23 protein-coding genes are annotated in these 22,796 nt (G+C 61.5%); 8 read left to right on the plus strand and 15 right to left on the minus strand.

Annotation, left to right across the window (positions count from 1 at the left end):
* Nucleotides 1-36 precede the first annotated feature (36 nt).
* The 4 genes from NLI89_RS13180 to NLI89_RS13195 all read right to left on the minus strand — a co-directional run bounded on the left by NLI89_RS13180 (nucleotide 37) and on the right by NLI89_RS13195 (nucleotide 4,359).
* Nucleotides 37-762 (minus strand): alternative oxidase, encoded by a 726-nt coding sequence (locus tag NLI89_RS13180; RefSeq protein ID WP_254687435.1) that lies wholly within the window; start codon nucleotides 760-762, stop codon nucleotides 37-39.
* Nucleotides 763-1,015: 253 nt separating this feature from the next.
* The gene (locus NLI89_RS13185; RefSeq protein WP_254687436.1) at nucleotides 1,016-2,524 is read right to left on the minus strand and encodes an acetyl-CoA hydrolase/transferase family protein; all 1,509 of its coding nucleotides are present in this window, start codon (nucleotides 2,522-2,524) and stop codon (nucleotides 1,016-1,018) included.
* A 153-nt stretch (nucleotides 2,525-2,677) separates the two neighbouring features.
* The gene (locus NLI89_RS13190) at nucleotides 2,678-3,325 is read right to left on the minus strand and encodes a BON domain-containing protein (RefSeq protein ID WP_254687437.1); all 648 of its coding nucleotides are present in this window, start codon (nucleotides 3,323-3,325) and stop codon (nucleotides 2,678-2,680) included.
* Nucleotides 3,326-3,609: 284 nt separating this feature from the next.
* Entirely contained in the window at nucleotides 3,610-4,359 is a 750-nt protein-coding gene (locus NLI89_RS13195; protein ID WP_254687438.1) for a GNAT family N-acetyltransferase, read from the minus strand.
* A gap of 346 nt (nucleotides 4,360-4,705) precedes the next feature.
* Between NLI89_RS13195 and NLI89_RS13200 the strand changes: the two genes are divergently transcribed.
* Complete coding sequence (locus NLI89_RS13200) at nucleotides 4,706-6,196, plus strand: alginate export family protein (RefSeq protein ID WP_254687439.1); 1,491 nt, start codon at nucleotides 4,706-4,708, stop codon at nucleotides 6,194-6,196.
* Nucleotides 6,197-6,472: 276 nt separating this feature from the next.
* On the opposite strand, the gene NLI89_RS13205 is transcribed toward NLI89_RS13200, so the two are convergent.
* The 7 genes from NLI89_RS13205 to NLI89_RS13235 form a co-directional block, all read right to left on the minus strand.
* Complete coding sequence (locus NLI89_RS13205) at nucleotides 6,473-6,859, minus strand: type II toxin-antitoxin system VapC family toxin (RefSeq protein WP_254687440.1); 387 nt, start codon at nucleotides 6,857-6,859, stop codon at nucleotides 6,473-6,475.
* On the minus strand, nucleotides 6,856-7,149 hold the full coding sequence (locus NLI89_RS13210) for an AbrB/MazE/SpoVT family DNA-binding domain-containing protein (RefSeq protein WP_368077282.1): 294 nt from the start codon (nucleotides 7,147-7,149) through the stop codon (nucleotides 6,856-6,858). Before NLI89_RS13210 ends, NLI89_RS13205 begins: the two co-directional genes overlap by 4 nt.
* A 221-nt stretch (nucleotides 7,150-7,370) precedes the next feature.
* A complete protein-coding gene (locus tag NLI89_RS13215; RefSeq protein WP_254687442.1) occupies nucleotides 7,371-8,021 on the minus strand; it encodes a recombinase family protein in 651 nt (216 codons plus the stop codon).
* Between the two features lie 320 nt (nucleotides 8,022-8,341).
* A complete protein-coding gene (locus NLI89_RS13220) occupies nucleotides 8,342-8,920 on the minus strand; it encodes a hypothetical protein (protein WP_056474913.1) in 579 nt (192 codons plus the stop codon).
* Nucleotides 8,921-8,965: 45 nt separating this feature from the next.
* Complete coding sequence (locus NLI89_RS13225) at nucleotides 8,966-9,532, minus strand: RloB domain-containing protein (RefSeq protein WP_082466084.1); 567 nt, start codon at nucleotides 9,530-9,532, stop codon at nucleotides 8,966-8,968.
* Entirely contained in the window at nucleotides 9,529-10,758 is a 1,230-nt protein-coding gene (locus tag NLI89_RS13230) for an AAA family ATPase (RefSeq protein WP_254687448.1), read from the minus strand. The genes NLI89_RS13225 and NLI89_RS13230 overlap by 4 nt, the downstream gene beginning before the upstream one ends.
* Nucleotides 10,759-10,971: 213 nt before the next feature.
* A complete protein-coding gene (locus NLI89_RS13235) occupies nucleotides 10,972-11,376 on the minus strand; it encodes a MerR family transcriptional regulator (RefSeq protein WP_056474905.1) in 405 nt (134 codons plus the stop codon).
* Between the two features lie 69 nt (nucleotides 11,377-11,445).
* Here NLI89_RS13235 and NLI89_RS13240 point away from each other — a divergent pair, with 69 nt between their 5' ends.
* The 5 genes from NLI89_RS13240 (at nucleotide 11,446) to NLI89_RS13260 (ending at nucleotide 18,888) form a co-directional block, all read left to right on the plus strand.
* Nucleotides 11,446-12,108: a cation transporter gene (locus NLI89_RS13240; protein WP_056474902.1), complete on the plus strand. Its 663-nt coding sequence runs from the start codon at nucleotides 11,446-11,448 to the stop codon at nucleotides 12,106-12,108.
* 421 nt (nucleotides 12,109-12,529) lie between these two features.
* Complete coding sequence (locus tag NLI89_RS13245; protein ID WP_056474899.1) at nucleotides 12,530-13,795, plus strand: TolC family protein; 1,266 nt, start codon at nucleotides 12,530-12,532, stop codon at nucleotides 13,793-13,795.
* Entirely contained in the window at nucleotides 13,792-14,961 is a 1,170-nt protein-coding gene (locus NLI89_RS13250) for an efflux RND transporter periplasmic adaptor subunit (RefSeq protein ID WP_055879912.1), read from the plus strand. Before NLI89_RS13245 ends, NLI89_RS13250 begins: the two co-directional genes overlap by 4 nt.
* 3 nt (nucleotides 14,962-14,964) lie before the next feature.
* Complete coding sequence (locus tag NLI89_RS13255; protein ID WP_254687443.1) at nucleotides 14,965-18,198, plus strand: efflux RND transporter permease subunit; 3,234 nt, start codon at nucleotides 14,965-14,967, stop codon at nucleotides 18,196-18,198.
* A 3-nt stretch (nucleotides 18,199-18,201) separates the two neighbouring features.
* Entirely contained in the window at nucleotides 18,202-18,888 is a 687-nt protein-coding gene (locus tag NLI89_RS13260) for a ZIP family metal transporter (RefSeq protein ID WP_056474893.1), read from the plus strand.
* 243 nt (nucleotides 18,889-19,131) lie between these two features.
* Here NLI89_RS13260 and NLI89_RS13265 read toward each other — a convergent pair whose 3' ends face one another.
* Nucleotides 19,132-19,320 (minus strand): hypothetical protein, encoded by a 189-nt coding sequence (locus NLI89_RS13265; RefSeq protein WP_041394287.1) that lies wholly within the window; start codon nucleotides 19,318-19,320, stop codon nucleotides 19,132-19,134.
* Nucleotides 19,321-20,196: 876 nt separating this feature from the next.
* Between NLI89_RS13265 and NLI89_RS13270 the strand changes: the two genes are divergently transcribed.
* Both NLI89_RS13270 and NLI89_RS13275 read left to right on the plus strand, forming a co-directional pair.
* A complete protein-coding gene (locus NLI89_RS13270; RefSeq protein WP_254687449.1) occupies nucleotides 20,197-20,442 on the plus strand; it encodes an AbrB/MazE/SpoVT family DNA-binding domain-containing protein in 246 nt (81 codons plus the stop codon).
* Entirely contained in the window at nucleotides 20,439-20,825 is a 387-nt protein-coding gene (locus tag NLI89_RS13275) for a type II toxin-antitoxin system VapC family toxin (RefSeq protein ID WP_055817303.1), read from the plus strand. The genes NLI89_RS13270 and NLI89_RS13275 overlap by 4 nt, the downstream gene beginning before the upstream one ends.
* 384 nt (nucleotides 20,826-21,209) lie before the next feature.
* Here NLI89_RS13275 and NLI89_RS13280 read toward each other — a convergent pair whose 3' ends face one another.
* The 3 genes from NLI89_RS13280 to NLI89_RS13290 all read right to left on the minus strand — a co-directional run.
* Nucleotides 21,210-21,716: a sulfite exporter TauE/SafE family protein gene (locus NLI89_RS13280; protein WP_207894234.1), complete on the minus strand. Its 507-nt coding sequence runs from the start codon at nucleotides 21,714-21,716 to the stop codon at nucleotides 21,210-21,212.
* 219 nt (nucleotides 21,717-21,935) lie between these two features.
* On the minus strand, nucleotides 21,936-22,208 hold the full coding sequence (locus NLI89_RS13285) for a DUF190 domain-containing protein (protein WP_235513449.1): 273 nt from the start codon (nucleotides 22,206-22,208) through the stop codon (nucleotides 21,936-21,938).
* Nucleotides 22,209-22,332: 124 nt separating this feature from the next.
* The coding region (locus NLI89_RS13290) for a chloride channel protein (RefSeq protein ID WP_254687444.1) at nucleotides 22,333-22,796 on the minus strand (464 nt) is incomplete at its 5' end.

Raw genomic sequence — 22,796 nt, forward strand, 5'->3', positions numbered from 1 at the left:
CAGAGCATAGCGCCCGTTCCCCCTCTGGCAGGTTAATTACGCGCCCACCGCCAGTTCGGTAGCATGGCGCGGATATGGGGCGATGGTTGCGGTGTCGTCGTGCGTTCCCGCCAGCGTGCTGGCAAAGCCGTGGTTCACGTCGCGGTGGTGTGCTTCGTCGGCTCGGACGACGAGTACCACGTCGCGCAACGTCGCGTCGTCCGGCATCTGCCAATAGTGGCGCGCGATCGCGGGTGCGGCGACGTTTGGTGACCGACCTTCGTCGATTTCCTGGAGATACAGCGTGTAGCTGATGACTGCCTCTTCTTCGAAATAGCCGACAACACGGTGTGCAGTGCGTGAGGAGAGGAGATACAGGACCGAGAAGCCCACCAGAAAAACGCCTTGTACGCCGAGGATCACCATGCGCTCGAACCAAGTGGGTTTGGCGATCTCGATGAACGTCATGAGATGCATCCGCTCATTTTCGGCCTCTTCCATCAGCGTGCGGATCCAGCCTTCGTCGTCGCGCATCCAGCGCAGACAGTTCAGATGGGTGAACATGGCGCCTACCATCCCCGGGACAGCAGCGACTGTTTCGAGGACGATCGCGCGGTGCCCGTAACGCTTGGCGAAGAACGTATCCGCGCTGAACCGCAGGAGCTTGGTGAACCCAAGCGCGAAATGATCGGAGAAGGTCTTGGCGACATGATGGATGACGGGTTCGGCGGCGCGCTCCTCGACCAGAGCACGTGCGTCCGGGCTGAGGATGGTATTGACCATGGCCGTTGTCCTAAAATGGTGGCGCCTGCCGGGTTAGCGGCGCGATCAGCGTGAGCGAGCAGGAGCTGATCGTTCGTCGATCGTATAGGCGGAAACCGCGCCAGCGCGCAGGCTCGGCTAACACGTAGAACTTCTCGCTTCGGACTACCGCCCGGTCGCCCAGTCCGTTTCAGGGCAACTTAGGCCTAGGCCTCGCGGGGCCGCTCCTGCCGCGCAAGGCACGCGCCGGTCGGCGCGTCGCGTGCTCCCAAAGTCAGCAGCGCATCGTGCCGGTGTCGAGGAAGCGTTGATGCCAAGACAGCGCCTCGCCGGGCAAGGATGGGGACTGTTGCCCGTAAGAACCTTTGCGGGCGCGCCGATAATAATCGGTTAGCGCAGGGCGGTAGTCGGGGTGCGCGCACTTCTCGATAATCACCTGCGCGCGTTGCTTGGGGCTGAGCCCGCGCAGATCGGCGAGGCCCTGCTCGGTCACGAGCACCTGCACGTCCTGGCTGATGTGATCGACATGGCTAGCTTGCGGCACGATCGCCGAGATGTCGCCACCCTTGGCAGTCGAGGGCGTCATGAAGATCGAGACATAGGCGTTGCGCGCGAAATCGCCGGAGCCGCCAATCCCGTTCTGGATGCGCGAGCCCATGATGTGCGTCGAATTGACGTTGCCGTAGATGTCGGCCTCGATCAGCCCGTTCATCGCCAGGCAGCCGAGGCGGCGGATCAGTTCAGGATGGTTGCTGATCTCCTGCGGCCGCAGGATCATCTTGTCGCAATAGGCGCCCATGTTCGCGTTCAGCCGCGCGGCGGCTTCGGGACTGAGCGAGAAGGCGGTGGCCGAGGCCATCCGCAGCTTGCCCGAGTCGAGCAGGTCGAGCATCCCGTCCTGGATGACCTCGGTGTACGAGGTCATGTCGTCGAAAGGCCCATGGACCAGCCCGGTCAGTACGGCATTGGCAATGTTGCCGACGCCCGACTGCAAGGGCAGCAATGTCCCGGGCAGGCGCCCCCGCGCGACCTCGTGCCGGAAGAATTCGATCAGATGCCCGGCGATTGCTCGCGCCGACGCGTCGGGCGCGGCGAATGGCAAATTGCGGTCGGGTGCCTCGGTCTCTACGATCGCGACGATCTTGGCGGGATCGACGCGGAAATAGGCCTCGCCGATGCGGTCGTCGGGGCGGACGAGCGGGATCGGTACGCGGTGCGGCGGCAGCGCGGTGCCATAGTAGATGTCGTGCATCCCCTCGAGCGCCGGGTTCTGCCAGCGATTGACCTCGAGGATGATCTGGTCGGCACGGTCGAGCCAGGTCTTGTTGTTGCCGACCGAGGAAGAAGGAACCAGCGAACCGTCGGCGCGAATGCCGGCCACCTCGACGACGGCGGTGTCGAGCGGCCCGAGAAAGCCCTGCCAGGCCATCGGAGCGACTTGGCTCAGATGCATGTCGAAATATTCCATTTCGCCGCGATTGATCTTCTCGCGGGCGATCGGATCCGAATTGTAGGGAAGGCGGAATTCGATGCCGTCAGCCTTGGCGAGCGCGCCGTCGAGTTCGGGGCCCGTCGAAGCACCGGTCCACACACGGATCCGAAAGGGATTGCCGGCGGTGTGCTCCACCTCGATCCGCGCGGCGAGCGCCATTGGCACTGCCTTGGGATAGCCCGAGCCGGTGAAGCCGCTGAGGCCGACCGTGCTGCCTGAGGTAATCAGGCCAGCCGCGTCCTCTGCGCTCATAATCCGGTCGCGCAGGGCTTCGCAGTGCATACGGCTCATGTCGTTTCTCTCCGCTTCGCGGCGTGTCGCGAGCATCGAGCCTTGGGCCAGGTCGCGGCGTAATACACCTGTGTTCGCCGACCCCACGATTGCGGCCAACGTTCGAGGCGCGGTCGTCGCTACCCCGCCGGCGAGGCCGGCGGGGTAGGATTTTCAGGCGACGATCAGATCGTTCTCGACGCTCGTCGCCCCGGGGGCGCCCCAGGCGGTCGATCCCGCGGTCCAGCGCTCGCTCGACGAGTGGACCGTCCCGGTCAGCTTGACCTTACCGCCAGTCGCGGTGACCTTGACCTTGTCCGGATCGAACCACGAACGATGTAGCGCGGTATTGATATCCGCGCTGATGTTGACCGCATCGGGCTTCTGCTTGATCGTCGTCAGGTCGGAAATTCCGACTACGCCGTAAAGGCCGCGCACCGCACGCTCCGCAGCTTCCTTCTGGAAATGCCACTCGACCTCGCCCGAGAGCGTGACCCATCCCTTTTCGACCCGCACCTTGATGGCGTTGGCGGGCACCGATACGTCCCAGATGAGGTGATCGATCGCCACGCGGGCGATCTCCTCGTCGCTACGCTCGGCGGAGAAGTGGATGCGCACCTCCATCTCCTGCACGACGCCCTTCACGCCCTTCACGCGCGTTGCTGCGACGGCCGCGGCATGCTTTTCGAGATAGTTCGCGACGTGTCCGGTCAGCGTCACGATGCCGGCGTCGGCGATCACACCGATATGGGCCGCGTTGATGCTCGGCTCCCACGCGAATTCGGCGAGAACGGCTTCCTGCAGTTGACGATCCTGAGACATAAATTCTCCTGTAATATCGGATGAGCCAACGCGGACGATCGCGCTGACCAGTTGCTCCGGATCGATCTTGGCTGGGCGCGTTTTTCAGCCGGGGTGAACCGGAAGCTCGAATGTAGAATGACGCTCACACACCGATAGCTTCGGGAAGTACTTAAAGACTTAGGAGCGCCGCCTTTGAGACCCTTATGAGGCGTCGGTACTGGTAGGCGGGGGCGACGGGCGGGGGGGAACGATCACCGTCCGCTGCGCCTCCCGAGCGTTCAGCTAGCCTGCGATCGCTGGGCTCAAGCCCAGGACGGTATTACTTGATCCGGCCCCGCGGCGGACGTGAGGTTGCGTGTCACGATCACCGTCGATGGATCGCCTGGGTCGGATACAACGCTGAACCCCATGTCGCGTTCGACGGCGATCGCCGTATGGTTGTCTCGGCTTTCGATCGACTGCAGCGTCTTGATGCCCTTGGCTTCGGCGTAGCGCGCGATATGGTCGAGCAAGGTCCACCCGAGACCCTTGTTCTTGAAATCCTTATGGATTGCGATCGCGACTTCCCCGCGGGCCATCGCCGCGTCGCACGCCAGCATGGCGGTCGCGATCATCGTCGAGCCGTCCTCGGTAAAGGCCAGGAAGTCCTCGGTTTGACGATGGTCCACCTGAGTGAGCGCAGCAATCTGGCTGTCGCCTACGACGGTCAGTCCGGCCAGGAACCGGAACCGGAGATCTTCCCGTGTCACATGGGTGAAGAACTCGGCGACCGTGCCTGCGTCTGCCGGGCGCGCCGGGCGGACGTGCAGTCGGAAACCGGTTCGTGTCGTGAGGTGTCGGTTCCAATCATCCATCTGCCTATTCCCTGATTTTACGCGGCCTGACATGGGCGCCAGCCTTGCGAATGCCGGGCTGTCGCCGCGGCGATGCGTCTCACGTCTTGGTCTAATCACCACCGTGCCTGGTGTAGTTGCGTAGTTTCCGATGGGTACCGAACCGCGGTTGGTGCGCCTCACGATCCGAGGCAGCCAGGCGGCCAGCGCGGCACGCACGCGTGGCGACCATCGCTCGCTGGAGAGGAGTCCGCGACGAAGGAATTTCGTTCGCCGGTGTTCATGACCGGCCCAGCTTCGCGAAGGCGCTGTCGGTCTGCGTACTTTCCGAGCCTGTGCGAACCGCATCGTTCCCTGTCTAGATCGTCGGGCCAACGACCTAACCCGTAACAGGAACGCCGAACATGCAGTTCGACCATCCGGGCCTGCCCGCGCTCTACCTCTCATAAATAGGCTGATTCCTCGGGCGAGATCTTTCGCGGCCAACATCAGCAATCCGTGCGGCTCCTCGTGACGGGCCGTGAACGTCCTCGGTCGTCACTCGAATGCCATGAAGGACGACCCTATGTTCGCGACACGAAATCGTTGGACGGTGCTCGCCGCATTCGCCGCGGGTCTTTTCCCGATGCTCGGCGAGTCGAGCGCGTTAGCGCAGGCCGTCGCTTCAGATCCCGTTTCGGCGGCTAGCGCAGTGAGCATCCCGACACCGGCGGCACCACAAGCCGAAATCCTACCAGGCGGTCGTCCTGGCCCATCCGGGGTGCCCCAGCTGTTTCGTTGGACCGAGGATTGGTCTGCCCCGCCCGCGCCGGGTACGCCTTTGGTCGACAGGATCCGACATATCCCGCTCGGTTCGAGCGATACCTACCTCTCGCTCGGCGGAGAGGTACGCGCCTATTATACCGATTGGCAGCACTCCGCGCTCGGCCTGCGCGCGGCTGATGATAACGACCCGCTGCAGCTCAGACTTCGCTTGCTTGCCGATCTTCATATCGGTCCGCATGTGCGGGCGTTCGTGGAAGTTGGCGACAATCGGGAATTCGGCGCGCAGTTCGCGACACTTCCCAATCGCGGCAGGCTCAATCTCCAGCAGGCGTTCGTCGACCTAACGCTGCCGCTCGGGAATTCGGGATCGATCACGCTGCGGCCCGGTCGCTTCGAGATGCCGCTCGGCAACAACAAGCTTGTGAGCGTGCGCGACGCCATGAACGAACGCTTCACCTATCAGGGGCTGCGCGCCACCTACATCCTTCCCGGCAGTCTAAGCGTCGATGTGTTCGCAGTGCGGCCGGTCAGTCTCAAGCCCGGAACGTTCAACGATGGCCCGAGCCATGTGAGTTCGTTTCGCGGCGTCTATGTCAGTGCCGCCAAGGGGCCGTTCGGGCTGGGCACCGACGCCTATTGGTATAGGCTTGACCGGGAGGTAGCGGTGCTTGGTCCGCGCAGCGGTGAAGATCGCCGCAACACCTGGGGCATGCGCGCGTGGAAACGCACCTCGAGATGGGATCTCGATCTCGAGGCCGCGTATCAGAGCGGCACGTTCGCGACCAAGGACATCGCCGCCTGGGCCGTCATGTTCGAAAGCGGCGTGACCCTTTCCAAGACGGCGATGACTCCGAGGCTTGGACTGCGCGCAAATGTGTTCAGCGGAAATCACGATCCCAGCGGGAAGACCAGCGGAACATTCGTCCCGGCGTTTCCTCGGTTCGGCCTGATCAGCGAGGCAGCCTTCTTCAACCTGTCCAACCTCATGGACATCTATCCGTCTCTAACGCTCAGTCCTCATCGCGACATCACCGTAACAGTGGGGCCCGACTTCTTGTGGCGAAACAGCCGCGCAGACGGCATCTATATCGGCGCGACCGGCGCTGCGTTCGCGGCATATGGCTCGAGCCGGTTCACCGGCACCGACCTTAATCTTCAGGCGAACTGGCAAGCCACCAAGCACTTGCAATTTACGCTATATGAAACCTCTTTTTCCGCCAGCGGCTCGTTAATGAGCTACGGCGGCAAGAACGGCAATTATCTCGGCATCCAGTCAGACTTCAAGTTTTAGCGCGCTGTTATGACAGCCTTGAACCGCATCCAGGTGCCACGTGATTAGCTGAATCAATATAACTGAGGCTCGTCATCGGAGACAGTTGCGCGAAGATTGCCTCCACGCGTCATTCCAATCGTCGTGATGATTAGGCACGCGGCATACGAGCTCACGACCCTTTGCCTCAAGATGATCTCGCGCCTCGTCTCGCCCGAGCTGTTCGCAATGGGCAACCGCACGGAAGCACGGGACTGCCGTGAACGTCGCGATAGGGTAAGCATGGCGTATAAAACGCTAGCGGATATGCTCTACCTTGAGGCCCTTGACCTTCACCTTCTTCCATTCGCGATCAGCCGTAAGGGCAGGAACATTGAGCTGCATGGCTAGGGCCAAGCAAGAACGATCACCAAGCCCGCGTCCAAACTCCCGTGTCTGCCCGTGAAGGCCTGCGGCCGCATAGGCCGCTTCGGCATCGTGCGCCCGAACATCAAGGCGAAGCTCGCCAAGGAGTTCGCGGACGGTAGGCTCGTTAAGTCCACTCAGGAGCATTTCTTTGATCACTTCCTGAAGGTTCACGGCGGAAATCGCAGCTCGCCCAATATGTGGTACGACCTTGTCGGCACCCGGTTCATCCCGGATGAGCGCCAAAACCGCGGACGCATCCAAAACAACCGACGTCATTTCGGATCGTGCTGCTGATTGGTTGCCAGTGGCTCACCGGCGTCTGCGACTGCCTCCGCCTTCCGATCGCTCAAAAAGTCGTCTGTCGTGCGAGCGTGCTTGGCATGCTCCCGATACAGGGCTTGAGCGCGTGAGACGCCATGGCCGATCGGAGACAGCCGAACCTGATCGTCCTCAATCGTCAGTATGACCTTCGCCTCGCCATGTAGCCCCATGGCTTTACGAACTGAGGCCGGTAAGATCATGCGGCCGTTGCCGGCTACCCTCACATCTATGGACTGTGTAGCCACGGGCCGTTCTCCAAGTTATGCCAGGAATGAGCTAGTGCCATACTGATCGGAATGTCACAAGCCCGCCACGTGCCGTTACTATGAAGATGCATACCGGCAATCGTCAATATGGGTATACCCTGAGTGGGCATGTGCTTTGGTACACAAAACCCGTTCAAACAGGGTCGGTAGCAGAGAAATCGGACACCTCATTATGAGGGTCTAGAGGCTGCCTGAACACATTAGGGGGGCGCGTCTGACATTGCTGCGTCAGCCTCTGCCTGTCGACGGCGATCACGAGCAATCTTGGCGAGCAGCGTTCGACTGCACCCAGTCGCATCCATTATATCGCGCCAGCTTCGGCCATCGCGAAGAAGGCTCGAGATCGCAGCATTGCGGGTCTTGTTCTCGGGGCGCCCCTTATAAAGGCCCGCTGCCCTGGCTTTTGCGGTGCCTTCGGCTTGTCGACGACGGCGATCCTCATAGTCCTTACGGGCAACCGCGGCGAGTACGTCCAACATCATGGCGTTGACCGCTGCGAACATTCGGCCGGTGAACTCATCCGTCGGTGCCGTCAGGATCCACGACGTCGGCAGGTCGAGTGCAACAACCCGGACCTGCTTGGCGTCGATTAGATTCCGCAGTTTGATCCAGTCTGGGGAGGTGAGGCGGGAAAGCCGATCTACCTGTTCGACCAGGAGCACGTCTCCCGGCTCGCAATCCGAAAGCAGGCGGAACAGCTCTGGCCGGTGAAGCTTGGCTCCACTTTCGTTTTCGACATAGCGGGCCGCAATCCGAAGCCCGTGCTCGGTCGCAAACACGTCGAGGGCGCTCTTGGCGCGCGACGCATCCTGTTCGGAGGTAGAAGCGCGAAGATAGGCTCGGATAAACATCCCGTAGTCTGCTATATGTGGTACTTATTAGTCTAGTCCTTTTTACGCCGTCAGGACGGTATTAAAGTACCAGCTATTGAGAGGTCTGCGAAAGGCATACTCAAAACGCACTGGTCATAACGCGAGCAGCATTGTTTCGGAGAGATCGTCTACAGATCGCGAGAGTTGGTAAGTAGGGCAGGGGGCTTACCTCGCGGCTAGGATCAAAGCCCCCGATTGCCATGTAATTAGCTGCCCCTAAGGGCGGCGTGACATCGAGCTTCGTCACCTTCTGGTTTAATCGGCAAGAAGATCAGGCAGTTTCCTAAGGAGCAAGGTGGCTAGTCTTCCTCAGCCGGTTCCACCATCAAATCGAGGCTCGGGTAGGCGATCATCCCGGCTTGCGCATAAAGGTCGGGTCTCAACCCCAGCGATGCGCCTACATGCTGACGATGATGTACGAACCTCTCGGCAAGCGCCAAGAACGCGGCCCTTCGTTCGCGGATCTGTTTGATGTCCAACTCTGCCCGGCCCGTGTCATTTTGAAAGGCGGCCCAGGTGAAGAAAGGCTTGATGCGATGCTGGAGTGCATCACCGTCGTTGCGGCCAATAAGCACGAAATGCGCGATCTCGTGGCGCTTGCGGTAAAGGGCGAGCGTCTTTTTGCGCAGCGACTTAAAGTGCGGGGGGTAGGCGTTTTCTAAACCGGCGATCGCCTGAACTGACGCCATTATCATGTCTAACCGTGCCTCAAGTGCCACCACACTTTCAAATGCTGCGCGTAGAGGATGGGTAAACTCGTCCCATTTGGCGGCATGCACGATCATAAACAGCTGACTGACCTCAATCTCGACATTGCCCCAAGCATGCAGGCATTCGCCGACCTCAGCGAAAAGGGCGCTAGACGCTACTTCGGACATTGGCGTTGTACTCACGTCAGAACGATAGGAAATTAGGCAATCGGTCTAGGCTAACCCGATGCACTGAAGCAGGGTGGCCAAATCAGGTTCGACAGCGGCCGCCCGTAGAACGGCCGTCCGGTCGATCCGCTTGGCTAGATTGACCCGCGTCATTGGTTTCGCGTAGTCCACCCACTCCTTTTCTAGTGCTTTGATGGCTCCGGGTGTGTCCGGCGGTCGGTTGGCTGACTTGCCCTCGAGATGGCGCAACAGCAAAGCTTCGAAGCACGGCCGCTGCCATAGAACCTTGATGTCGTTTTCGATGGCTAGAGCAATAGCGCGTTGAGCGCGCTGCGGATCGCGCTCGGCTTGGTCGAAGTCGATTAGCGCAAAGCGGTCAGCTGGCGCGCCGCGCTTTTTTTGAAGCTGGCGTAGCCGCAAGACCGCCATCTCGATCCGCGACAACGGATCTCCTGTCCCTGGACCTAGTTCGTCAACGTGGAGATGTACCGCGACACCTGCATCACGGATCAGGTCCTGAAGAAACCCAGCATAGCCTACCTCGGATGCGCCCTCACAGCCGATATAAACTGGGCGACGAAGCTCGATAAATGGTGAGCGACGACGGGTCATCCGAACTGCGGCACGCCGCCGTAGGCACCGCTCAGATATTTACGGTAGTGGTTCTCATCGCGCCGAACCTTCACGTCCATGAGACTATGGATGTGGCTGCGGCCCTGCCGGTCCTTCTCGCAAATGACGATCTCTTCCTTGTTGAGGTCATCGAGCAGGGAAGCAGAATGGCATGACAGCCAGAGCTGCGCATCGTAAGGGTTGCGGCCAGACGTCGCATAAAACCAACGGACCAGCTCGGGCAGCATCGTAGGGTGAATGGCAGCGTCCATTTCGTCTATTGCCGAGATGCCTCCACCTTCCAGCGCGCTCAGTAGAAAGGGGAACATCTTGATAAATGCACGCGTCCCGTGGCTCTCCATTCCCCATGGCATTTCCGCCGCGAGTCCAGCATGCCTGAACAGAAGTACCGGTCCGTTCGCAGTAGTATGAAACCGCATCCCCTCTACGCCAACGTCAATGCGGCTAAGCTCGTCGGTAAGCCGAGACACGACATTGGGCTGCGTCTTGAGATAGTCGATCACGTCACGGTCAACGAACGAATGAACGGGCTCAATCTGGAAGAAGGCCTTTCTTGCAGATTCCACAATGATTTGCGCGACCGGGTGCTGAAACTTCGCGAAAGACGATAGGACTGTGTGGTTGGCGGCCAGCGTCTTCACCAGATGCTGGAAACCCGATAGGCTGAACGTCCTCGAATCCTTCACCCGTCCATCTGGGCTACGTTCGAAAATTCGCTGCCATTTCCCCACGCCCCCAGGTCGCTGACGTAGGACCTCGGACGTGATCTGAAGCGCGAACCCATCCTTGACTTCGATATCCAGTTCGTAGCGATAGGTGCCTTGCTCGACTGCTTCACCTGCCTCAGCGCGCTGAAAGGTTTCAGGGGTCAGGTTCATGACGCCGCCAAGCTCGATCGCGAAGCGGATTGGCCGGTTGGCAGACTCTTCATCGTTGAAGCGCTCGATTCCGGCGAATCCTGGCACCGTGCGCTGAACGCTGTCACGTACCATTGTGAGAACGAATTCAAGTGCGCGGAGCATCGTGGTCTTCCCCGAGGCGTTTGCGCCATAGAGAGCCACCACCTTTGGCGCGCGTAGGTCGGCACCTTCGAAGATCGGCGCGTATCTACCTTCCGGGTCAGGAACCTTACCGTCAATCGTCAGGTCAAGCACCTGTGGATCGCGGATAGAGAAAAAGTTCTCGACTTCGAGCCGATAAAGCATGGTCACCTCGCCGGATGCCAGGTAGCATATTTAACGAGAAAACGTCAATATCCCGACTAAGCAACGCAGGACGGCTGGTGTCCGGCTGTGGGCCATGGAAAATGGGGAGCCTCCGCGGCGTTCTTTTTTCCCGTTCTGTTGGAGCTCTCGTTTCCGAGTTGGCGCGGAGGCCTAGTTGTCCAACGCGCGAGGAGGGCAGGCTTTGATGGGGTACTACCCCGAGGGAGCAAGTGCCTCTATGATCCTACAATCGGCGACGGTGTTCCGAGTACAAGAGTCGATCAGCACGTCGAGTTCGTTAGCGAGCGCAGTCAGGTCCGCAATCTTACGTCTAATCGCGTCGCGGTGTTGGTTAGCGACAACATCAACCGCGATGCAGGACTGATCGCGGCGGTCCGCGAGCCCCATCAACTCGCGTACTTGGTCGATCGAGAAGCCAAGATCGCGCGCACGCCGAATAAAGGACAGGCGGCGTAGATGGGCGTCTTCATAGGTCCGGTAGTTCCCCGCTGATCGTTCAGGCGCGGGCAGCAAGCCAATCTGCTCATAATAGCGGATCGTTTCGACCTTCGTACCAGTCGCACCAGCCAGTTTCCCGATCGTCAGTTTATCAGACATAGCGCTTGACCCTCTAGCGACTAGAGGGTGCATATAGGCTGTCAGATCGATTCTATCGAGGTGGCGAACATGGCCTGCACAAGCTGCGCGTCCGATAAGGCGGGTACTCTCAACGACCCTAAGTGGCGCCGGGCGCTATGGATCGCGCTCGTCATCAATGGCGGCATGTTCGTTATCGAGATTATAGCCGGCATCACGGGCGGATCGAAGGCGCTCCAAGCCGACGCGCTCGACTTTTTTGGCGATACCGCGAACTACGCAATCAGCCTTGGCGTCGCCGGAATGGCGATAGCCTGGCGCGCACGCGCTGCGATGTTGAAGGGGGCGACGCTTGCTTTGCTAGGCGTCTATGTCCTGTTCGCGGCGGGATGGGGTGCGCTCCACGACGCGACGCCCCATGCCGAGATTATGGGCGTGGTCGGCATCGCCGCGCTGATCGCGAACCTTGTCGTCGCGGTCATGCTGTACCGCTTCCGAAGCGGTGACGCGAACATGAGGTCAGTATGGATTTGCTCGCGCAATGACGCGATCGGCAACATCGCCGTCGTGCTAGCCGCAGGCGGGGTCTTCGGCCTCAACAGCGCGTGGCCTGATCTTGCCGTCGCCACCTTGATGGCTGTGTTGGGAATATCGGGCGGTGTTCAGATCATGCGGCAGGCACGCGCCGAAATGCGTAGCGAGCCCTCACCCGCCCCCGCTACTTACCAGCAGTCGTTACATGGCAGTCGGTAAGCTGCTAAGGCGCGGGCCAATGCACCGCCTTTCCGCCCTGTTCCTCAGTTTCATGCTCGTGCTTATGCTCGGGCTTGGATCAGTCGCGCATGCGACAGAAGGCGTGACGTGCGTTGATACCACAGCGGTCAGTTCCCTAGACCATTGCGATGGCGATGCCGACCAAGTGCCGGCAGACGCCGACAAGGCGTATCCCCATCATCATGGCGGTTGTCACGGCCATCATGTGGGCGTGCCGATTGCGTCCGATCCAACCGGACCAACCAGCAGCGTTCGTATGAATGCATCGGTGTGGCGCAACGCGCCCAAGGCCCCGGTAGCGTCCGACCCAGCCCTACGTCCTCCCCAAGCCTGATCGACGCCTAATTTCGCCGGGAAAGCCCGTGCGGATGCTCAAAGGTTCGTCAGGAGTCCGTTACCCATGCACCGTTTTATTGCGGCCTTATTGGCCGTGGCGTCGTGCGCGTCGATCGCGCAGGCGCAGTCAACCGATTCCACATCAAGCAGTCCCCCGCTCACCCTTGAGCAGGCGCTTTCACTTGCCGGAGCGACCGCCCCTAGCTTGGAGGCCGCCACAGCGGGCGTCCGGGCAGCAGAAGCAGGCCGAACGGTTGCTGGCTACCGGCCGAACCCGTCGATCGTCGCCGAGACTGAGAATATTGCCGGCAGCGGTCAATATCGCGGTCTTCGCAGCGCGGAGACAACGGCCGGTCTGGCACTACCGATCGAGCTGGGTGGCAAACGATCGGCACGGATTGCCGTCGCGGATGCAATCGGTAATCGAGCGCGGATAGGCACGGCGCTGGCCGAGGCTGATCTACGGCTTGCCATCACGCAGCTCTACATCGAGGCGACCGCAGCGGAACGCCGACTTGTGACCGCGCGCGAGCAAGCCGGTATCGCCCGCGAGGCATCGCGCGCAGCCGGCGTTCGCGTTCAGGCTGGACGAGCATCACCGCTCGAACAGCAGCGCGCCGATGTATTGCGGATCAATGCGGAGACAGCCGTGGAGCGCTCGGAGCGGCTTTCGGAGGTCGCGCGAAGCAATCTTGCACGACGGATTGGCCAACCTCTCACAGGACCGTTGGACTTGGCGTGGTTCGGCCGTGTCGAGGGCTTTGGTCCGGCACGGCCGATCGAGACCGCCGGGACGCTGGCATTGGCGGCCACGCGCGCGGACGTGACAACGGCAGAGGCACAGGTGCGGCTTGCCAGGTCGCAGCGCATTCCCGACGTGACACTCAGCGCCAGCGCACGACGGCTTGAGGCTACGAACGACGTGGCAGCGGTGTTCGGGCTGTCGATCCCGTTTCCGTTGTTCAACAACGGCAAGGCGGCAGTGGCGCAGGCGCGGGCGCAGACCGATCAGGCGCAGGCTCTACGTCGCGCGGCCGAGCTGGATACCGCCCAGGACATCGCAAGCGCACAGGCAAACGTCGCGAATGCCGCGACGACCGCTCGCAACGCCAGCGGGCCGGCATTGGCGTCGGCAAGCGAAGCCGCTCGGATCGCTCGGATCGGCTACCGGGAGGGCAAGTTTGGTCAGCTCGATTTGCTCGATGCCGAACGTACCCTGTCTGAAACACGAACCGCCGCGATCGATGCGCTCGCCACCTATCACGACGCCAAGGCACGCCTCGAACGGCTCGTTGCCGCAGCGCCCTCGCCCGAGGAAACCAATCAATGACGAAGATCATCATACGGGCGCTCGCGCCTGTGACCCTGGCTATCCTCCTTGCCGGGTGCGGCGGGGGTGGCAACAGCGAGGCCGGTGAGAAGGCCGGAGCCGAGAAGACCGAAGGTGCCGAGGCCGGCGAAGCCAAGGAGGGTCCAAAGGATATCGTCACCCTGTCCGCGCAGCAGATCGCGGATGCCGGGATAGAGGTTACGCGTCCTACAGTAGGCGGCGTGGCCGGAGCGATCGAGCTATCGGCAACGATCGAGGGCGATCCTCAGGGTGTGCAGGTTGTGTCCACCTCCGTAGGCGGTCGGCTCGTTTCCCTTACCCGCAATCTCGGGCAGTCAGTCAGCCGGGGAGACCCGCTGGCTATCATCGAAAGCCGGGAAGCGGCATCACTGAAAGCGGAGGTAGAAGCCGCGCGCGCGCGTTCCGCACTCGCCCAATCAAACCTTCGCCGCGAACAGCGTTTGTTCGCTGAACGGGTTTCGCCAGAGCAGGATCTGGTCGCAGCGCGAACGGCCGCAACGGAGGCCAGTATTGCCCTTCGCCTGGCGCAGCAGCAGTTGTCAGCGACGGGCAGCGGAGGCGGCGCGCTCAACCGCATCGCGGTCCGCTCGCCGATCGCCGGCCAGGTCATCGCGCGGTCGGCTACACTCGGGCAGGCCGTCGCGGCCGATGCAGAGCTGTTCCGTGTCGCTAACCTGTCGAAGGTGACTGTCACCACATCACTCGTCCCCACCGATGCCGGCCGGGTAAAACCTGGCGTGCGTGTCGAAGTGACGGCACCGGGGCGGCGTCAGGAGGGGCGCGTCACGTTCGTGTCCCCCATTCTGGACGAGACGACCCGATTGGTGCCGGTGATCGCCACCCTCGACAACGCCGGCAGCACATGGCGCGTTGGTGAAACGGTCAACGTATCTATCCTCGTTCCTGCGACCGGGGACCGCACCGTCGCCGTGCCATCGGCCGCAGTGCAGATGATCGAGGACAAGTCGTTTGTGTTCGTCCGGACCGCGACGGGTTTCCGGGCAATTCCGGTGACGCTTGGTCGCACCAATGGCGGACAGGTCACGGTAACGGCAGGCCTTACCGGCTCGGAGCGCATCGCTTCCACGAACAGCTTCACGCTCAAGGCCGAACTCGGCAAGGGCGCGGGCGGGGATGAGGACTGAGCCATGATCGGTCGCATCGTCACCCTCTCCGTCGAGAAGCGTTGGCTCGCCCTGCTTCTGACCATCGCGGCTGCATTGCTCGGGATCGGCGCGCTGCGTCAGCTTCCGATCGATGCCGTACCCGACATCACCAACAACCAGGTGCAGATCAACGTCGTTGCTCCTGCCCTCTCTCCCGACCAGATCGAGAAGCAGGTTGCGTTCACGGTCGAAACCGCGCTCGCGGGCATTCCCGGCCTTGAATATACCCGCTCGCTAAGCCGCAATGGCTTTGCCCAGATCACAGCGGTTTTCACCGAAAAGACCGATATCTATTTTGCGCGGGCGCAGGTCGCGGAACGCCTGCGAACCGCAGAGGAAGACCTTCCCGAAGGCGTGAACCCGGAGATGGGGCCGATCGCCACGGGGCTTGGCGATATCTTCATGTGGACCGTCGAATACCGCGAGCTGGATCAGGTTCACCACCGCAACGGCGAACCCGGCCTGCAACGCGATGCCAGCTATATCACCCCCGAGGGCGATCACCTCGTGAGCGACGCCGACAAGGCGACCTACCTGCGCACCGTGCAGGATTGGATCGTCACGCCGCAGCTAAAAAGCACGGCCGGGCTTGCTGGCATCGACTCCCTTGGTGGCTACACCAAGGAATATCTCGTTATTCCAGACATACAGCGCATGGCGGCGATGCGGCTGACGCTTCAGGATCTCACCACCGCCCTTCAGCGCAGCAATACCAGCGCGGGCGCTGGCGTGGTCAACCGCAACGGCGAAGGGTTGGCGGTTCGATCGGATGGGCGTGTCCGCAACGCTGACGAGCTGGCCCGTACCGTCGTTGCTACCCGCGAGAGCGTTCCGATTCTGCTCAACCAGATCGCGACCGTTCGCACCGGGCAGGCGCTACGCATGGGATCGGCGTCGGAAAACGGCCATGAGGTTGTCGTCGGCACCGCGGTCATGCGGATCGGGGAGAATAGCCGCACGGTGTCGACGGGCGTTGCCGAACGGCTCACGCAGATCGGCCGCTCATTGCCGGTCGATGTTGTCGTGAAGCCGGTTATGAACCGGACCGAGCTGGTGAACTCCACGATCGCCACGGTTGCCCGCAACCTTGCCGAGGGTGCGGTGCTGGTGATCGTCGTTCTGTTTGCGCTGCTTGGCAATTTCCGTGCGGCGCTGATCGCGGCCTGCGTCATTCCGATCACGATGCTCCTGACCAGCATCGGCATGTTGGAGGCGGGCGTTTCGGCCAATCTGATGAGCCTCGGTGCGCTCGACTTTGGGCTGATCGTAGATGGCGCGGTCATTATTGTGGAGAACGCATTACGGCGTTTGGGAGAGGCGCAGCATGGTCGTGATGACGTGCTGACGATCGAGCAACGTCTCGGGATTGTCGCGGCATCGGCGCGCGAAATGATCCGCCCATCGGTGTACGGGCAGGCTATCATCATCCTGGTCTATGCGCCGTTGCTCACCTTCACGGGTGTCGAGGGCAAGATGTTCGAGCCGATGGCGCTGACGGTTATCATCGCCCTGGTGTTCGCCTTCATCTTGTCGCTGACCTTCATACCGGCAGCGATTGCGATCTGGCTCAGCAATCGGGTCGAGGAGAAGGAAAGCCGCGTCGTCACGTTCCTCCGGCAGCGCTATGAGCCGGGACTTGATGCGGCAATGCGCAGACCCACCCTCACCATCGGCGTCGCGATCGGCGCGCTGGCGCTTGCCGGTGCCGCTTTCACGACATTGGGGCAGGAGTTCTTGCCGCAGCTCGATGAGGGCAACATCCTCGTGCAGGCGGTCCGCATCCCCGGCACATCGGTCGATCAGAGCCAGGCAATGCAATTCCAGGTGGAAAAGGCACTCGCCAAGGCCCCTGAAGTCCGTTTCGCCTTCTCGCGCACCGGCACGTCTGAAATCGCATCGGACCCGATGCCGCCTAACGCGACTGACACGTTCGTCATCCTGAAGCCGAAGAAGGAGTGGCCCGACCCCGGCCTGTCTAAGGAAGAGCTGGTGGAGCGGCTGGAAAAGCGCCTCTCCACCCTACCGGGCAACGCCTATGAGATCACCCAGCCGATCCAGATGCGGTTCAACGAGCTGATCGCAGGCGTGCGCGGCGATATCGCGATCAAGGTATTCGGCGACGACTTTGGTGAGATGAACGCGACCGCAGATCGGATCGCCGGCATTCTGCGAAAGACGCGGGGTGCAGCAGACGTGCGGGTTGAGCAAACCGAAGGCTTGCCGATGCTCGATATCCGGCCGAACCGCACTGCCATGTCCCGCGTCGGGGTGACGGCGGGTGATGTGCAGGACACGGTTGCAGCAGCTATTGGCGGCCGACAGGCTGGCGTGATCTTTGAAGGCGATCGTCGCTTCCCGGTCGTGATCCGGATGGCGGAAAGCTCGCGCTCCGATCTGACGGCGGTTGCTCAGGTGCCGGTGCCGACCGGCAGTGGCGGCTTCGTACCGCTATCGACTGTGGCGGATATCGCCGTGGTCGATGGTCCCAACCAGATCAGTCGCGAGAACGGCAAGCGGCGTGTCGTGGTGCAGGCCAACGTGCGCGATCGAGACGTGGCCGGCGTCGTGGCTGATGCCCGGTCAGGCATCGACGCTCAGGTGAAGTTGCCGCCCGGCACGTATCTCGAATGGGGCGGTCAGTTCGAGAACCTGGCATCTGCCCGCGATAGGCTTAGCGTTGTTGTGCCGATCTGCTTCGTGGTCATCATGTTCCTGCTCTACGGCGCGCTCGGCTCCGTCAGGGATGCGTTGATCGTGTTCACCGGGGTTCCGCTAGCGCTGGTCGGAGGCATCCTTGCGCTGGTGCTAAGAGGCATGCCGTTTTCCATTTCAGCGGCAGTCGGCTTCATTGCGCTATCAGGCGTCGCGGTCCTCAACGGGCTGGTCATGGTGTCGTCCATCCATGATCTGATGCGGCAAGGCATGGATCGTGCGGTAGCGGCGCATCAAGGCGCTCTGGCGCGGCTCCGGCCGGTTGCGATGACGGCTCTCGTTGCGTCGCTTGGCTTTGTGCCGATGGCGCTTGGTCATGGTGCCGGAGCCGAGGTGCAAAAGCCGCTGGCGACCGTCGTCATCGGTGGCCTGATATCCGCAACCCTGCTCACCTTGTTCGTGCTGCCGACCCTCTACGCTCGTTTCGGACGGCGCGAGCTGCCAGCTCCATCAGGGGGACACATCGAACTGCCGCCTTTAGCTCACGACGGCGTGAGGGCTTAAGCTATGCAGGCCGTTGCCTTCACGCTCATTCCCGTCGTCGCCGTACTGATCGGCTCGCTTTTTGCGGTATCGAGACGGCCAAGTGATGCATTCGTAAGCGCCATGCAGCACTTGGCGGCAGGCGTCGTGTTTGCCGCAGCGGCAGCCGAGATCTTGCCCCAGGTGATGCACGAAGGTTCACCGATCGCGACATTCACAGGCGGCGCGTTGGGCATAGTCGTGATGCTGTCGCTCAAAGCCCTTGAGGGTCGCGCCAGTGGACCGATCGCTATGTTGGGCGCGGTTGCAGTCGATATTCTGATCGACGGGCTTGTTCTCGGGTTGGCGTTCGTCGCTGGCGGGAAGGCTGGCGTGTTGCTGACGATCGCGTTGACCTTGGAGGTGCTGTTTCTCGGACTGACCGTGACGACCGAGTTGGGTGAGACAATCAAGTCCAAGGCGCGTATCATTGCGATTACGATGGGGATCGCGTTGTTGCTGCCGATCGGTGCGGCGATAGCGACGCCCGTTGCGACGTTTCCCCCCGTTGTCATCGCCGGGTTTCTCAGTTTCGGTCTGATGGCGCTGCTCTATCTCGTGACGGAAGAGCTGTTGGTCGAAGCGCACGAGAAACCAGACACCCCGCTTATCAGCGCGATGTTTTTCATCGGGTTTCTGGGATTGCTCCTGATCGAGGAGTTTTTGGGATGACCGCTCGACGTGGAACGTCTTGGACCGATGATGATGACGCCGAGCTTCGTCAGCGTATCAAGGCCAGGCAGACTTTGGCAGTAATCGCGCGAGAGATGGGACGAACGATGGATGCGGTTCGGGGAAGAGCCTCAACCCTGAGGGTAACTCTCCGCTCTTCACAGCGACCGTGGCGGGACGGCGTGCCGCGCCGAGTAGATGTAGACTAGAAAAATAGGGGCGGTTGCCCGCCCCTACCTGGCTTTAGCCGTGCTTCATGCCGCCCTTGGCATGATCGCAGCAGTCAGCAGCCTTGGCTTTTGCGCCATCCTTGCAGCAGTCCGCACCGTCCTTGCAGCACGCCATGTCGGCGCAGCAATTGGCGACAGCGGCGAATGCGCCAGTCGACAGGGTGAGAGCGAAGGCAGCGCTGATGAGCTTGAACTTGGTCATGATATTCTCCGAAAATTACGTCTGATGGTGTTCGACGTCACACGGTTTGCGGAGGGGGTGTGGCCGGAGCGTATGCCATGCCCAAAAGGCCCGTCTGTGAAGCCGGCCAAGGCGATAGACGGGAGGAAGGAACCAGTCCGATATGCTCGACGGTTTCGCCGGCAACCGCAACGCACGGTATGGCGCAGGCCGACGCAGGTGCCTTTTTGATGGGAGCGCCTGGTGCCTTGCTGGCGCAGTCCATCATCGCGGACGCAGCCGGAGGCGCGGCCATCGCCATCGTCTCGCAGAGCGGGCCAAGCCGGACCAGCAACATCACCGCCAGGACGAGAAACGCCATAGAATGCAATATCTTGGAGAGTGGGCGAGCCCGGCGTTTCATTGGATGCATCTAGAAGCACAATCAGTGATGCACAATGTCGTAGGTGGCGGCGGATGGCGCTAGACCGGTTTTCCCCTTCTATCTCAGTTTCTCGATCCACCATCCTTTTTGAGAATCCAGACGCCCTAATTTAGCTCTGGTTCGATCGAGTTCAGAAACCCCTGATGCCACGTACAATGCCTACTGCGGTGCCGTTTGAACGGGTGCCGTATGGTCCTTCTTGGTCAAGGCTTAAGCCGGACTAACCGAGCAGATTGACCAGATTTTTATGCGTAAACTTTTGACGTAAAACGAACCAGATTAAAGAGGTCCACTGGGGGTATACGTTAAAAGCACCGGAGTTTATGCACGTGGGGCAGCTTCACGTCGATGAGCCATAATCCAAACGGTGTGGTACAAACGAGGCTCGCTGGCATACCGTGGGGACGGTTGCTGCTAAGCCGGGATATCCCTAGAAGATGATGACGATGCTGATCAGAGGTACAGAGGCCGTCATGACGATACAGATCAACATAACGCCAAACGGGCGCATGAGCCTGCCCGCTGACGTTCGCAAGCGGTTGGGCCTGACGGGTGGCGGTGCGGTGTATCTCGACGAAACCGAAGATGGCGTTGTTCTGCGAACCGCCAGCCAAGCGGTGGCAAGGGCGCAGGCGCTGGCCGAGCAATATACCGGCGGTAATCCCGACGCCTCTGTTGACGCATTCCTCAATCGGCGTCGCGAAGATAGCGGCGAATGAGCGTGGTTCTCGACGCCTCGGCTCTCATCGCAATGATCAAGGGTGAAAAGGGATCTACCAAGGTTGCAGCCGGTATCGCCGGTGCGCGAGTGAGCAGCGTGAACTACGCTGAGGTGGTGACCCACTTCATTCATACCGGAATGCCCGAGCGAGAAGTTGATGCCATGCTTGATCCGCTGCCACTGACGGTAGTGCCGGCCGACAAGGCCTTGGCGAAAATCGCCGGGCGGCTGCGCGCCGCGACGGCCGAGGCGGGCCTTAGCCTTGGAGATCGCTTTTGTCTGGCTCTAGCCCGACGGGATGGATTGCCCGCTTGGACCAGCGACCAGAACTGGAAGAAGATCGCGGATGCAGTCGAGGTCAAGGTCGTGACGATCCGCTAGAACTTGGCGGGAAGGGCAGGGGGCAACCACCTGTCGATCCTCTGGAAGCGGAAGGTCTGCATCCTGGTGGAAAACCGCCTGTCCGCTGTTGGGCGGCGTTTCGGCGAAAGCTGCCGGGCGACTTCCGACCCATAGTAAGTCATTCAGGACAACTTTTCTGCTCCCTGAAAGCCGCCGTCCGGCCGCGCGGTTGGCTGCGGCTCAGCTGAACGAGCCGGGCACCGGCTCCTGCGTAGCGACACCGTTAACGCACAGGTTAGCGTGTCGCAGATGTGCGTTGAAAGTCGCGTAATTCCGCGACTGACATTCGCGACAGCTACGCCGTCAGCCGACCACGCTTGAGCTGGTGTAGCGAAACTCAGGATATTCGCGACAATCCTCCCACTAACCCATGACGATCATCTCGGTCGCGATCAGCGCGAGCAGGACCATGACGAGCTGGCGGAAGCGCTCAACGGGCAGACGCTTGATGAGCAAGCACCCCGCCCAGGTGCCAACGATCATCGCCAGCCCCATCGCGATCGCCAGCGGCCAGAAGGTTGGTCCAAGGTCGATCGTCGCGCCGTAAACAATTGTCTTGGCACTGTGCATCACGATCGAGGCGACCGCGTCACTCGCGACATAGGCAAGCGGTGGCAAACCGAGGCTCAGGAACACCGCTGCGCCGAGCGGCCCGGCGCTCCCGACTAGCCCGGACAACAGGCCGGTCACACCGCCCCCGATCACCAGCACGCGGCGCGAGGGTTTAAACGCGATCATGCCCGTGGCCTTCAGGATGACGAACAGCAGGATCGCCACGCCCACGATCCGCGCAACGAGCGCCGTCGGTAGCGACGCGAACGACAATGCGCCCAGCATCGAGAACGGTATGGCAGCGGAGAGGAACAGCAACACGGGCCGCCAACGGATTGGCGCCAGCCCAGCCCATCCCGGCCGGCGCACCGTTGCCGATGATCTGGACGATCGTCAGCAGCGTCACCGCTTCGGTCACGCCGACGACTTAAATCAGCAGCGGCAGCAACAGCAGTGCCCCGCCAAACCCGGCCGAACCCGAGATTGCAGCAGCCGCAAATGCACCGACGATCAGCAGCCCATATTCGATCATTGGTGTCATCGGTCGAACCGCGGCATGACCGACCAGTGTTCCAGCTGCTTGTAGACGATCACCTTGTCGCCGAGCAGGTCGCCATGTCGCCGGCAGAACCGGTCGAGCTGGTCGCGTTCGCCAACGAGTTCGACGCAGATCGTCAGATGGGGATCGGCCGCCTCCGATCCGTTCTCGCGGATCTGGCCGTGGTTGCTGAACCCATAGTGCGTGTGTTGCGCGACGGCATTGATGATGCCGTCTGGATTAGCTCGCGATAGAGCGGCTTGGCAGCCCACAGCGTACGCAGGCTGCGCTCACCAATTCGGTCGGACGGTTTCATGTAGATACGCAGCATGCCGATTTCGCGATGCTGGACGGTGAAACGATTGGGCATGGACAAACCCTCGATTGGTGGGGGGATCAGGAGCGTGGGCTTCGCGAGGCGCGGTGTGCCCGCGCCTCGCGAAGCGTCGCGTTCGGGGTGAGGCCGGTCGCCGGCACCTTCGGCACCGCGACGCGCTGCGACAGGTAGATGCCGTTATGACCGGAGCAGAGGTAGGCGACGAAGCAGGCCACCGCGATCGGCACCGCATAGGCAGCGCCGAACAGTTCGATGCCCATGAAGGTGCAGGCGAGCGGGGTGTTGGCCGCGCCCGCGAACAGCGCGACGAAGCCGAGCGCGGCGAATACGCTGGTGGGCACGCCGAACATGGGGGCGAGTGCGTTGCCGAGCGCCGCGCCGATGAAGAACAGCGGTGTCACCTCGCCACCCTTGAAGCCGGCGCTGAGCGTGACGACGGTGAACAGCAGCTTGATCGCCCAGCTCCACGGATGCGTGTCCGGTCCGAAGAAGCTGGCGATGGTGAGGCTGTCGGGCGTCGCTG

Origin of the sequence: Sphingomonas faeni, assembly GCF_024273235.1 — a bacterium.
Lineage (GTDB): Bacteria > Pseudomonadota > Alphaproteobacteria > Sphingomonadales > Sphingomonadaceae > Sphingomonas > Sphingomonas faeni_A.